Source organism: Alcaligenes parafaecalis (genome assembly GCF_026344135.1).
Lineage (GTDB): Bacteria > Pseudomonadota > Gammaproteobacteria > Burkholderiales > Burkholderiaceae_B > Alcaligenes > Alcaligenes parafaecalis.
Genome location: NZ_JAPKNA010000002.1, coordinates 338,828 through 351,500, shown reverse-complemented (window position 1 = coordinate 351,500; position 12,673 = coordinate 338,828). Strand labels below are relative to the sequence as shown.

12 protein-coding genes are annotated in these 12,673 nt (G+C 42.1%); 1 reads left to right on the top strand and 11 read right to left on the bottom strand.

The genetic code is table 11. The features are described 5' to 3' along the window. Positions 1–75 precede the first annotated feature (75 nt). The 11 genes from OSH09_RS08515 to OSH09_RS08465 form a co-directional block, all read right to left on the bottom strand. Entirely contained in the window at positions 76–819 is a 744-nt protein-coding gene (locus OSH09_RS08515; RefSeq protein WP_266120737.1) for an ABC transporter ATP-binding protein, read from the bottom strand. Further along, the gene (locus tag OSH09_RS08510) at positions 795–1,622 is read right to left on the bottom strand and encodes an ABC transporter permease (RefSeq protein WP_222668936.1); all 828 of its coding nucleotides are present in this window, start codon (positions 1,620–1,622) and stop codon (positions 795–797) included. The genes OSH09_RS08515 and OSH09_RS08510 overlap by 25 nt, the downstream gene beginning before the upstream one ends. After that, a complete protein-coding gene (locus OSH09_RS08505) occupies positions 1,622–2,635 on the bottom strand; it encodes an ABC transporter substrate-binding protein (RefSeq protein ID WP_266120736.1) in 1,014 nt (337 codons plus the stop codon). Before OSH09_RS08505 ends, OSH09_RS08510 begins: the two co-directional genes overlap by 1 nt. A 151-nt stretch (positions 2,636–2,786) precedes the next feature. Then, the gene (locus OSH09_RS08500) at positions 2,787–3,824 is read right to left on the bottom strand and encodes a glycosyltransferase family 4 protein (protein ID WP_266120735.1); all 1,038 of its coding nucleotides are present in this window, start codon (positions 3,822–3,824) and stop codon (positions 2,787–2,789) included. Continuing rightward, the gene (locus OSH09_RS08495; RefSeq protein WP_266120734.1) at positions 3,817–6,039 is read right to left on the bottom strand and encodes a methyltransferase; all 2,223 of its coding nucleotides are present in this window, start codon (positions 6,037–6,039) and stop codon (positions 3,817–3,819) included. Before OSH09_RS08495 ends, OSH09_RS08500 begins: the two co-directional genes overlap by 8 nt. Position 6,040: 1 nt before the next feature. Further along, entirely contained in the window at positions 6,041–7,300 is a 1,260-nt protein-coding gene (locus OSH09_RS08490) for an ABC transporter ATP-binding protein (RefSeq protein WP_266120733.1), read from the bottom strand. Then, entirely contained in the window at positions 7,290–8,081 is a 792-nt protein-coding gene (locus OSH09_RS08485; RefSeq protein ID WP_266120732.1) for an ABC transporter permease, read from the bottom strand. The genes OSH09_RS08490 and OSH09_RS08485 overlap by 11 nt, the downstream gene beginning before the upstream one ends. Positions 8,082–8,594: 513 nt before the next feature. Beyond that, on the bottom strand, positions 8,595–8,963 hold the full coding sequence (locus OSH09_RS08480) for a DMT family transporter (RefSeq protein ID WP_266120731.1): 369 nt from the start codon (positions 8,961–8,963) through the stop codon (positions 8,595–8,597). 2 nt (positions 8,964–8,965) lie between these two features. After that, positions 8,966–9,367, bottom strand: a complete 402-nt coding sequence (locus OSH09_RS08475; RefSeq protein WP_266120730.1) for a divergent PAP2 family protein — start codon at positions 9,365–9,367, stop codon at positions 8,966–8,968. After that, positions 9,364–10,227 (bottom strand): decaprenyl-phosphate phosphoribosyltransferase, encoded by an 864-nt coding sequence (locus OSH09_RS08470; protein WP_266120729.1) that lies wholly within the window; start codon positions 10,225–10,227, stop codon positions 9,364–9,366. The genes OSH09_RS08475 and OSH09_RS08470 overlap by 4 nt, the downstream gene beginning before the upstream one ends. Further along, positions 10,214–11,629, bottom strand: a complete 1,416-nt coding sequence (locus OSH09_RS08465) for a glycosyltransferase family 39 protein (protein WP_266120728.1) — start codon at positions 11,627–11,629, stop codon at positions 10,214–10,216. The genes OSH09_RS08470 and OSH09_RS08465 overlap by 14 nt, the downstream gene beginning before the upstream one ends. A 287-nt stretch (positions 11,630–11,916) precedes the next feature. On the opposite strand from OSH09_RS08465, the gene OSH09_RS08460 reads away from it, so the two are divergent. Beyond that, positions 11,917–12,672: a glycosyltransferase family 2 protein gene (locus OSH09_RS08460; protein WP_266120727.1), complete on the top strand. Its 756-nt coding sequence runs from the start codon at positions 11,917–11,919 to the stop codon at positions 12,670–12,672. Position 12,673: the final 1 nt, after the last annotated feature.

Sequence of the window (12,673 nt, the reverse complement as noted above, 5' to 3'; positions counted from 1 at the left end):
AGCCTCCAGGCACTAATGGACAAAAGAAACGGCCCACTAAATGGGCCGTATTTCTTGATGCACTGGCTAACGAGACTACAAGGCCTGACCGACCTCTTTCACCAGTTCCCCAAAGCGGGGGGAAGTGCGATCTCGAGGACGCGGTAGGTCTACCTCTATCCGGGCGCTGACACCAGCCGGACTGCCACCCAGAACAATAATGGTGTCGGCTAAAAAGACAGCCTCATCAATGTCGTGCGTCACGAACAGAACTGCGGCCGAACTGCGCTGCCAAACCTGAACCAGCTCATCCTGCAAGGCCTGACGGGTCAAGGCATCCACGGCAGAAAAAGGCTCGTCCATCAAGAGCAAGTCTGGTTGCACGGCCAAGGCTCGCGCAATACCGACACGCTGCACCTGACCACCCGACAACTGATGTGGCCAACGGTCTTTCAGATGTGCCAGGCCTACCTGATTCAAGGCCGCATCAACACGCTGATCCAGTTCCTGACGCGACAGGCCCAGACCTTCCAGACCATACGCCACGTTGGAGGCGATACGACGCCAGGGCAACAAGCGGCTGTCCTGAAACACAAAGGCATTCGCACGACGGCCTGGGCTGTCTTGAAGGTTGGATCGCAGATGCCCGAAACTGGGCTGGCTCAAACCGGCCGCCGCACGCAACAAGGTGCTCTTGCCTACGCCCGAACCACCCACAATCGCCACAAAATGCCCTGCCTGAACATCCAGATTCACATCACGGATCACAGGTGCAGGCGCACCGGGGTATTGAAAACCAAACCCCTGAAACTGAATCAAGGCTGCCACTGAAGTACCCATTTATTGAAAGTCAGAAAAAGCATGTCGCACACGGTGTAAACCACCGAGATGATCAACATGTAGACCACGACCGCGTCATAAGCACCAACTCCGGCAGCCGCATTCATTTCCTGACCCATGCCAGGCACACCTAAAAGCTCGGCGGCAATCAGGGTCATCCAGGCCTGCCCAATACCCGCACGTACACCACTCAGCAAACCGGGACTGATCGCAGGCAAAACCACGGTCCAGGCACGCGAGAAGTACGAGTTATGCCCAAAGGCAGCCGCCAACTCGTAATAACGTGGATCTACCGAACGCACAGCGCTATACGTTGCAAAGTAGTTCAACCAGAACACACCAATTGCAATCACAAAGGCCGCGCCGGTATGGCTAACCTTGAACCAGGCAATGGCAAACACCACCCACGCCAAAGGCGGGATAGGACGCAGCAAACGCACCAAATAGGCTTGCAGCAAATCAAAGCGATGAATGGTTGCCGCAGCAAGGCCAAAGACAATGCCCAGAATCGTCCCAATACCCAGGCCCCAGAAATAATGCACCAGACTGGATTGAGCGGCAGGCCAGAGACGACCGGCCTCGATTTCCTGAAACAAGGCAGACGGCAGACTTAAGGGATCTGGCAAGGTACCGCGCGGAGCCCAGCCATAGGCATAAGCCAGTCGCCACACCAGGATAAACAAGGCCAGACCAGCCACACCGTAAACAATCCGCTCCAGACCACGACGCCATAAGGCATCAACCAAGGCACCCGCAGGTGCAGGTGCCGCGGCGGGCAAACTTGCTTGTTTCGCGACACTCATTACGGTACTGCCTTCTCATAAAAGCGAACATCGAACAGGCTTTGCACATCAGCCAGCTTGGTCGCCAACGTGCCTAAAGAAACCTGAAAGTCCTGCAACTGAACCGTGCCATCAATAATCTTGCGAGGATCAGGCTGGAACTGATCGTGTGAGCGCTCGATAGCAGCCTGCACAATATCCTTGGGCAAGCGACCACCGCCTACATACTTCTGCACATACGGCGTAGCCTTGGCAGGTTCATCACGCAGCATGGCAGTGGCACGCAGGTGAGCATTCACCAAGTGCTGAACCAACTCAGGATTGGATTTGATCAGACCTTCACGTACCAGCAGCACCGAGCCAGGCTCATTAGGGAACAGCTCACCACCGTGCGCCACGATTTTGGCATCAGGTTGGCGTTGCAGGATCTGGCTAACCGTAGGTTCCAGAATGGCCGCAGCATCCACAGCATGGTTGCTCAAGGCTTGCTGAATCTGAGCCTCACCTTGATAAATCACTTCGACCACATCTGGGTCGACCTTCAACATATTGCGCAGCCAGTATTGCAAGGCAGCCTCGGGCACCGCTCCTTTGGGGTAGCTGGCAACCTTGGGCTTATGCCCTTTTTCCTGAGTGAATTTAGCGACAGCAGCAGCGAAGTCCGGCTTGTCTGCATCCAGGTAGCTGGACAGATCACCAATTGCCACCACGCTGACCTGCTCCACAATATTGGAGGCCACCACCTTGACGTCTGCTTCCTTGGCCTTGGCCACCAAAGCGGGGCCAATACCAACATAGGCAACGTCCAACTGACCGGCGATCAGAGCCTGGGTCAGCGCTGGACCACTTTGAAACTGGACCAGTTTAGGATCCGGTTGCCCCTCTGGCAGTAAGTCGCCAGACCCTAAGCCCACGAACAATTGAGCAGCAGGCATGATGGGCAAATAGCCAATCTCCAGCGCTTGCTCGGCCGCCTGTGCGGAGAAGGAAACAGAGAGGGCAAGAAGGCTGGGGGCTAAATAACGGGAAAACATAAAGATCTCGTGAAACAGGCGAAAACTGAAGCTTAAACCTGTTGGGGAGACGCATCTTTATTTGTTTATAGCTATCAGTAATAAAAAGAAGGTTCTTTACGCAAAACCATCAATCAACTTTTAGCAACGTTTCTAACTCGAAGCTGCTGGCCTACTGGTTACGGAGCAGCTTCGTAAAATTACTGACAAACAAAGAAGATTGAAAATTATCCCTTAAAACCAATGACTTAGCAGAAAACCCCTCATAATCCGCCATAATTTTCCCTATTTTTACTAAAGCGTCTCCCTGACTTTCATAGATAAAGTCTCGACCAAAATCCTTCACTAGCTTCTTGTGCGCATCAATCTTAGAAAGCAGCACAGGTAGGCCAGCACAAATAGCCTCTGCAGCAGACAAGCCAAAAGACTCCCCCCGTGAGGGAGAAACAAATATACCGCCAGAGCCTTTGAGGGCATGAAAAAACGGTGATACAGAGTAAAAAGGGATAGATGGCAGCACTAACACTCGTCCCAGCATTTTTCTTTGAGCTATCTCTTTTCTGATATCTACTTCAGGACTTCGTGGCCCACACATTACTCCCATGAATTTACCTGGATACCGCACTTCAAGATCAGCGAGTAAATCCAAATAAAACCCAGGGTTCTTCAACTTATCCATTCTGCCTAGAAAACAAAGAGGTGTTCGACTCCATCCAGGCAAGCATTGCCAAGAGCTGTGATCTTCCTCTAAATCCCAAGGGACAAAATTCTCGAAAATATGAATGTGCTCCTCGGGAATCTGATAGCGCACCCTAATCTCTTCTCCAAAGTCTTTACCAGGTGCAACTACCCCCAAACAAAATGACCGCTTCTTTGCCAAATAGCTTTGATTCTCGAGGTATGCGGTATGGCACTCAATAAAATAAGCCCAACCCTTACTTTCAAATAAGTCTAAAACATCGGGACAATCGATAATAAAATTTACATCATAATCATTATCGATTTCAAAACCAAAATCCACCTGAACGTCTAAGCCATATCTAGCCAGTGTACCTTTAAAAGCCTTCAACCCGCCTGAATCGTGTAAAAAATGAAAACATATTTTATATTCAGTCGACTTATCCAGGAGAACCCTAGCCCTATTTATAAGTACTCTTTCAACTCCACCCAATGTTGCCCAGGGATAAAAAAAACGAATTTTTTTATGCATATAAAACGCTCATAGCAGGCTTCCTACTAACAGTGTCTAAAATCTGCTCAAACCTTTTATCCCAAGTGCAATCAGCTAAAAATATCTGAATGCAGGAATAATCAACATTCAAGGAAAGTAGTTTTTCCAATTTTTCTGCAGCATTATACTTATCAGCCACCTCAGTATAAGGATAAGATTTCAAATGCTCTATTCCCGTCACCAATACTGGAAGCCCAAAATATAAATATTCATAGATTTTTATAGGATCAACCGACTGCGCCAAAGCACCATCTTTAAAAGGAATCAGTGCCATATTCCAATTTTTTACATAGCGGTGCAAGTCTTTGGGTAAAACCTTTCCAATTAAACTCACGTTTTCAAATTGATGCAACTTTCCAACAACCCAATCAGGCTCGCCATACCCAATAATTTCAAAACGGTAAGTCGGAAACTGTGTAGCTAAAGAAAAGAGAAGGTCCCATTCGAACCATGCATCGGTTAGATGCCCCACATAACCTATAACTTTTTCTCCCCCGCTCTCGGATTTACCCAGACTGATCATTGCATTGTTTTCGCCGATGACAGTGGAACTAAAACCGTTACCTACGACTTCGATATCTTTACGTAAGTGCAAGAACTTCTCACGTAGAGCAGGCGCCACTACTGTTACCCCATCAGCACTTAACACAGCCAACTCCTCTGCTTCAGCCGTATACCACGGAGCCTGTCCGGCATTAAAAAACTCTTCCCAATTATCCATCACATCATATATGACGTTAAATCCCTTGCTCCTCAAGAGATACATGGGATCGACAAGAATTTCTGCAGGCAAGGTCGCCAGATAAATTGATTCTTGCCTATCTCCATTTAGCAATGGAAGGTACTTTATAAAATCATATAAAGGCACCTGCCACACATTGGGATACACCTCAGAATCAGCTTTCTCCTGCTGCTCATCAGGGCTCCACTGCCAAGAGACAAACAGTGTTTTTATCCCTTTTTGAGAAAAACATTTGGCAAAATTTATAGGTCGCTGATTAACAAGTTCATCAAACTCAAACCCACATGGCACGACTGCCAATTTTTCACATCCATTCGCTACTAAAAGCCATTCTGGCGCATCCAAAAGGCTAACACCCTCTTGATTATCCACAAAGCTGGAATATCTTTTATTAAGGTACTTTGCCTTTAATCCATGAAGCCTTTTTTTAATGCTTTCCGGTAAGACCTTATAAACATTCTTTAACAGACAGTGAGAAAAGTCAGTCAACCTTATTTTTTTTGAAAAATCCCCAGCCATCCGTAAAGGTTTAGTAATTCTCCACGAAGTGGAGTTTTTCAACATATTAATTAAATCCTCCTTTTGGCGGATAGAGCCTTTCAATTCTGAAACCTGATCCCGCAAAAATTTATTATTTTTCTTTTGTTGCGATAAACCGTCCTTGATATTATCCAGTTCCGTAGAAATCTTAGCCAAGGAATGTTTCAGTATTTTTGAAAACTCATACTCGCGATGCCAGCTTAACGAGTCATAACCCGCCAACGGCTCATTAACTACACCGGAGTCAATATGCATATCCCCCAGGAACTCTGAGTGATTGAAAGCCCATGCTGAATCAGCATAGACAAGAATAACCTGATCTCCCGCCCACATCGTGTTCTTGATCAAGCTGCAGTCAACCACCTTGGACCAGAAAAGGCTAAACCTTCCTATGCGCGTAGGAAGATTATCTTTAGTAAACGTAAAAAAATGCTCATCTATACGATCATATTCTCTATATGGCAAAGCAAAGATCAACCCCAATTTCGCTTTTGAAGAAATTTTTTTTATGACTTCAAAAGGGTCATGAAAATGCTCTAGAGTATTAGATGAGAAAACAAAATCATACTCCTTTCCTAGCTCCGAAAAACTCTCTTGAAGCCAGTCCTCAGCCAAAAAATCTATCGCGCCATAACGCTTTTTTGCGGCAGCAATTGATTCCGTTGAAAAATCTACCCCAGTTAAACTCTTCGGATCAAAAAACCTAACTAAAGCATCAGTCCCATCGCCTTGGGCACACCCCCAGTCAACAAGAGTCAATTCCTGCTTTTTTACTGCTCTAATCAGCCAAGATGGTAGGTTATCCAATGTCACATTGGCAAAAAATCGGGACTGAGCAGGACCTGAATTCTGCTCCCAATCGTCTGCAAATCGATTATTCCAATAATCTTGAGAGTTAATACTTTTGCTCATACTAAGCTACCGACTCAACTTCAATTTCAGGGCAAAAAATACCAAACATTTTTTTATCACTGGCGCTTACGAAGTAATGTGCACCTTCATAATATTCATAATAATGTATATCGGTACTATTTCTTTTTTCTATAGTTGCCACTAATAAATATTTACCTGGCGACAAATAATTCTTAAAGTTAAACTCAACAGTTCTTTCTACAGCATCAGAGTTATTTTCAAAATCTTCCGGATGCGTTGCCACCAATATATCGTTACCTTTTAAATCCTTCACAGAAAAGGCAACTGTTAAATCTTCTTTTTGAACATCATCAGTTAATTGATACGTAATCTTAACCTTAATATCCATACCCCATTGAATCAGATCGACTCGCTTCCCTTCATTATCTTGAACAGCAGCATATTTAATAATTCCGATATTGGATCCCCAATGAGATGAAGGCCGATCATCGAGACTTTGCTCTAGTTGTTGGACAGTAGGCTCAAGCAAAGCTTGCCCAGCAGTCGCAACGGACTCTATATCACTATCGTCCTTAAACATGTATTCCATATACTTACTGGTAATTGGAAATACATCTCCTATGTCAATCATCCTGCCCCTATCTAGCCAAAGAACCCGATCACAAAGCGTCCGAACACTAGACACATCATGGCTTACAAAAATAATTGTTGCCCCAGATTCTTTTATTTCATTAATCCTACGCATGCATTTTGCTACAAAACGGGCATCCCCAACAGCAAGCGCCTCATCAACTATTAATATTTCGGGCTCAACATGAATAGCGACTGAAAAAGCCAGGCGTGCATACATACCACTAGAATAAGTTTTAACCGGCTGATCTATAAAATCCTCTAATTCTGAGAATTTAATCAATTCATCAATTTTTCTTTCTATTTTTTCTTTTGGATATCCCAGAATTGCTGCATTAAGCAAAACATTATCTCGGCCTGTAAACTCCGGGTTAAATCCAGCACCAAGTTCTAACAAAGCTGCGATCCTACCTTTAACCTCAATACTTCCCGTACTAGTGCTTACTGTTCCACATATCATCTGCAGCAAGGTAGATTTTCCACTTCCATTTCTACCAATTATTCCAAAAGTTTCCCCGCGATGAATCACAAGGCTCAATTTCTGTACAGCAACGAACTCTCTGTAATATTGTTTCTTTGGTCGCAGCATCTGCTTTAAACGATCTGAAGGACTGCTATATATCCTATAGACCTTAGATACATCTTTTATAGTGATCATCTCAGAGGACATCAGCGAACCCCCTTTTCAATTTCTTGAACACACCAAAAGAAACAAGCAAGAAAATAATTGACAAAAAGAGGGCAAGAAGGCTTAAGCCTATATCCGGAAGTCTACCCCAATACACTACATCTCTAAATGATTCAATATAAAAAGCAAGAGGATTTAAATACAAAAACCCTTGAAACCTAGAAGGAAGTGCTTCTATAGGATAAAATATCGGCGACATAAACATTAAAATCGTAGTGATAATTCCTACGAATTGCCCAACATCTCTCAGATATACACCTACTGCAGATATCAACCACACACATCCCAAAACAAATAAAACCAATGGAACCATATAGAGGGGAGCCAAAAATATAGATAAATTTGGTACTCCTATTAGAATAAAATACGCAATTAACCAGACAAAAAAACTTACGAAGAAATTAAAGAGAGCTGAGCCAACAGCTACAACACCCAAAACCTCAATCGGAAAAACCACTTTCTTAACATAATTAACATTGCTCAGAATAATAGCTGGAGCTCTATTTACGCATTCTGAAAAGAAGTTAAATACGATGAGACCTGCAAATAAAATCAAAGCAAATTCAACCCTATTGCCGCCAGAAGTCCCCCAACGAGCTTGAAAAATCACACTAAACACAAAGGTATAAACCAATAACAAAACAAATGGTATTAGCAGTGACCACAAAACTCCTAGAAACGACCCTTTATACTTGGCCTGTATATCTCTATAAATTAATACTTTTATCAAATAACGATGATCTAGCAAGCTAAAATGTGCCATATTTCAATCTTTACTTAACTTTTTCATAAAAATATGAATCTTTTCAAACCCAATCACTTAACTGTGAAGGCTATGATAATCTGTGCCCATTAAAATTAATTAACTTTGCAATTTCAAAAAACTAACGTGCAGTCTGCAACACACCATCTTATCTGATGATGATGAAGAGTTCCTGCTTATTACGTACTAGTTAGCAACAAAAAAACAATAGGTAGTGCCTTCTCGGGTGAGGATACACCATGCTCTTACAGCATCAGCATACTCCCGATGAGATGGGACTCCTCCATCCAAGGATGTTATTTTTCCAATAGAGCAAGGATGAATACGAGACTGATGATCCGCTTTTTTGAATGACACGTAATCTCATCTTCCTCTGTCGTTCCTAAGATAGGATACGTAAATCATCGAAAAAAATGGCTACATTTAATTACGGACCTACAAAAATACAAGTCGGTATCTACAGATCAAAACCAACCATTTTCAGCTACTCCTGTTAAGCAATATTAGCGTTGTTTAGCGTGTAATAAAATACGTTCCGATCATCAAAAAACATACACCAATCAACTTATTAAACGTTATCACTTCCCCAAAAAACATCCAGGCTAAAATCAAACCAACAAGATAGCCTAAAGACAGCAAGGGATATGCCACACCGACCTCAAACTTAGACAAAACCACTACCCATACCGCAAAACTCAATACATAAAGAACGAGTCCTCCAGTAATAAATGGGTTAAATAGTGCTCGAAATATTGAATAGAATAAGCCCTTCTCAGGCAACAACAGAACCTGTAAAGAATTAGTACCCGCCTTTAAGAGCATTTGGGCAAATGTATTCAAAAAAACGGCGGACAAGACTAAACCAAGTTGAGCGGCAGCCATATCTAGATCCCAGCCGCATGCAAAGCTGTTGCGGTCGCACAGCCTACAAGACAACCTGCTCCAATTTCAGCTTTACTATGGCCGATACGCTCACGAAGCTTGAAATCACCTAGAGCATTCAAGCTGATCGCATGTTTTTCTATCTGCTTGCGTAAACTATTAGCATCTAGCAAAACAATAAAACTCAAAGCCAATGCTACGCCAAACGCCGGACTAGAAATCCCTTCCTTGAGAAAAACAAGCATCGTCATACTGCTGACAATAGTACTGTGGTTACTAGGCATCCCTCCATAACCAATAAGATCGAAGGCTAGACGGCGGTTTTTTACACTATTAATTAAGAATTTTAGAACCCCAGTCACAAGCCAAGAAAAAAAGGGGGTTATTAAATATGCATAGGTCATATATTAAAATATAGCTGATAAACAACTAATCCTATCCAAGCCAAGACAATAATTAAAATAGGTTTATCTTGCACGACTGCATCAGTGGGGGACTCACCAATATCCGAAGATTCAACAATATACCAATATCTGAAAATTCCAAAGAGTATAATCGGAATAGTTAAAACTAGATTTGGCTTTGATTCCAACACAAACATACTATAAAAGATGATGGCACACGTAGCTGATGTCTCAACATATTTCTTGACCAAGGAGCTTGAATATTTTTCAAGAGAGGCCCGAGCAATATGGCCAGAGTTCTTTAGCTCTTGTTCTCGCTTTACTGCAGCCAAATAAAGAGACAAAGCCAAAACTGTTATTAACATCCAATTCGACACTGGGACCTGTATAGCCAAGGCTCCGGCATAAACCCTAAGAACAAAACCGAACGCAACAATGAAAATATCTACAACTGGTATATCTTTTAATATCTTTGTATAGAAAAAATTAATTAACACATAAACCAGAAGAACTAAAGCAACCTTATAATTAAATAAAAAAGCAGATAAAATAACAATATAGCAAAAAGCCAGTAAAAAAAAAGACTGAAGAACGGAAACCTTACCACTTGCTAATGGCCTAAATTTCTTTTTTGGATGAAGTCTATCTTTCTCTATATCGCCTAAATCATTTACGATATAAACAGATGAAGCAGCGAAACAAAAAAACAAAAAAGCAAATAGGGAATTTAGCAGAAAACCCCAGTTAAACATAAACCCAGAAAAAACAAGAGGAGAAAAAACAAAAAAATTTTTCACCCACTGCTTCGGGCGCATTAGCAGCAACAAATCCCTAACAGGAAAAAAATCAATCTTGCTCATTACTTCTCCACTTCAAAGCCATAAAAACAATAGCTAGAAACATAAACGGAGTTATAGACAAGGTGTATCTGGCCTGAACTTCAAAGACCAGATAAAAAACAGCCATCATTGAAACATAGACGGCATTAAATAAGTACAAGAAATCGAGCTTACCAAGTCTTTTAGGCCTGGAAAATACATAGAACAACGAAGCTGCTATAAATAAAAATATTAATGAATAATAATAGTAAATATTTATCCTTGTCAAAATCGAAGAGTATTCAGAATCCACAGAAAAATCTTTATTATTTTCTGACCAATACAAAACAGATCCAGTTGGAGACCATAAATTTTTTATTTTCTCTTCAACAGAAAACCTTGCAAACCCAGAAAAATCCTTTGTAATGCGACTGTAAATTTCGGCTTTGACTATTTCTTTAATCTCATATTCATCTTTGCCCTCTTTCCTAAGATTTAACACCAGGTTCATATCATCTTGATTATACATCCCACTCTTGGCCTGATTCGTTCCAAACAATAATACGTACCCCCCAACGCCATGGTTTGAGTTAACGCTATAGAAACCAAGGTATTGATTAGTAAAAACTGAGTGTGAGAAAAAACCCAAAGCAACAGGAACAATAAAAAAAAGCAAAGGCTTAGAAAGCCGTTTTGAAAACAAGACGAGACCAGACAAAAAAAGAGCAATAAAAAATATAGCTGTCGGCCTAGAATAAAAAGCCAACACTAGTAAAATAGCCGAAATAACTAAAAAATAAAATCTTCCTTTGTTCAAATATTTTAAGAAGAACAGTAAAGCCAGCAAGGAAAAAAGAAGATAGCTAGCCTCACTTGAAACAACAGAAGAATAAATAATTATGGAAGGAAAAAAGGCATACACAAGAGCAATTAAGGAGGATACCTTGTTACTAGCCCCCGCCTCAATAGCAAGCATACGCACCACCACAGCTTGTAGTGACCAACACGCTGCGGCTGTCATAGAAGCACTAAGATGGCTAGCTCCGAGAATCAGAAACCCGAAGAAATACACTAAAGAAGTCGATGGATACTTTGATGTAGCCCAAACATAAAAAAAATTCATGTCTAAAAATCTTACAGCATCATCATAATAAATAAGATAATCACTGACAGGAATGGTTCTTACATTTGAAATCCAAATAAAATAGACAGAAAATGATATTAAAAATATAGAAAAGCCAGATATTGACGGTAATTTTTTATATAGAAAAAACAAAAAGACAACAAAAAAAGAGACAAAAAACAAAATAAAAGAAACAGAGTATTCCGTTCCAGTAATATATAGGACACGAAAAAAATATACAACCGACAACAACACAAAGGGGAAAGAAATAATTTTAAAAAAACTACTTTTCACCATTAAATTTGATAACAGATCTTTCATATTTATCTTGAAAATAAACCCGTAAAACAAAAAGAGATCAAATGCCAAATTCCAAATAATCTTCAGAAATAATTAGATTCCAGACAAAATAAAAAAACTTGGAATTATAATAAAATATTATGGTAAAAACGCTGAGCCATTATCCCCCGCCCTAACTAGTAACGACAACTGACATTCCGCTCAAACCAGGTAAAATACTATGGCAACACTTAATCTTTACCTTGTAATATGTGGTGGCAACTTATTTTTCGTACTAGGTCGCATTTGCAGCGATTTCTTCATATCCCATGAGCACTACCCAGTCAGTGATCGTCAGCGTTATCATGCCAGCCTTTAATGCTGCCCATACTTTGCCTGATTCTTTACGCTCTGTATCTCAGCAAGACTACCCATATTGGGAGTTACTTGTTGTTGATGATGGTTCCAGCGACAACACAATCGAGCTTGTTCGCGAACACGCATTTGCAGACCCCAGGATTAAATTGCTCCGGCAACCTTTCAATCAGGGAGTTGCCGCTGCACGCAATGCTGGAATAGCCGCCGCCCAGGGAAAGTACATCGCCTTTCTAGACTCCGACGACCTTTGGCTGCCTCAAAAGCTGAGCCAGCAGTTAAAGGCAATGCGGGCGAATCAAGCGCTGGTCTCGATGACGGCTTACTATCGCTTTACACAGATACCAAAATGGCAAAGCACCAGCACTCCTCCAAACTGGTTGGACTACGCGAGCCTGCTTAAAGGGAACGCCATTGGTAACCTAACGGGCATGTATGATTGCCAGGCCATAGGTAAGGTTTATCAAAAGGCTGTCCGCCACGAAGACTATTTAATGTGGCTGGAGGTCGTGCGCAAGGCTGGGCCTGCCTATGGGCTGCAGGAAGTATTAGCTGCCTATCGGGTCAGCGCGACCAGCTTGTCTGGCAACAAAATCAAGTCCTTACAATGGACATGGCAGATCTACCGACGTCATCTGAAACTGTCCGTTGTACAATCTAGCTACCTAATATTTCACTACATAGTGAAAGCAATTCTGAAGCGGGCTTAGT

Coding starts and splice junctions, on each gene's coding strand:
- OSH09_RS08495 (WP_266120734.1), bottom strand. CDS start 6,039: ATGAGCAAAAGTATTAACTCTCAAGATTATTGGAATAATCGATTTGCA.
- OSH09_RS08465 (WP_266120728.1), bottom strand. CDS start 11,629: ATGAAAGATCTGTTATCAAATTTAATGGTGAAAAGTAGTTTTTTTAAA.
- OSH09_RS08475 (WP_266120730.1), bottom strand. CDS start 9,367: ATGACCTATGCATATTTAATAACCCCCTTTTTTTCTTGGCTTGTGACT.
- OSH09_RS08500 (WP_266120735.1), bottom strand. CDS start 3,824: ATGCATAAAAAAATTCGTTTTTTTTATCCCTGGGCAACATTGGGTGGA.
- OSH09_RS08460 (WP_266120727.1), top strand. CDS start 11,917: ATGAGCACTACCCAGTCAGTGATCGTCAGCGTTATCATGCCAGCCTTT.
- OSH09_RS08515 (WP_266120737.1), bottom strand. CDS start 819: ATGGGTACTTCAGTGGCAGCCTTGATTCAGTTTCAGGGGTTTGGTTTT.
- OSH09_RS08505 (WP_266120736.1), bottom strand. CDS start 2,635: ATGTTTTCCCGTTATTTAGCCCCCAGCCTTCTTGCCCTCTCTGTTTCC.
- OSH09_RS08480 (WP_266120731.1), bottom strand. CDS start 8,963: ATGGCTGCCGCTCAACTTGGTTTAGTCTTGTCCGCCGTTTTTTTGAAT.
- OSH09_RS08510 (WP_222668936.1), bottom strand. CDS start 1,622: ATGAGTGTCGCGAAACAAGCAAGTTTGCCCGCCGCGGCACCTGCACCT.
- OSH09_RS08485 (WP_266120732.1), bottom strand. CDS start 8,081: ATGGCACATTTTAGCTTGCTAGATCATCGTTATTTGATAAAAGTATTA.
- OSH09_RS08470 (WP_266120729.1), bottom strand. CDS start 10,227: ATGAGCAAGATTGATTTTTTTCCTGTTAGGGATTTGTTGCTGCTAATG.
- OSH09_RS08490 (WP_266120733.1), bottom strand. CDS start 7,300: ATGTCCTCTGAGATGATCACTATAAAAGATGTATCTAAGGTCTATAGG.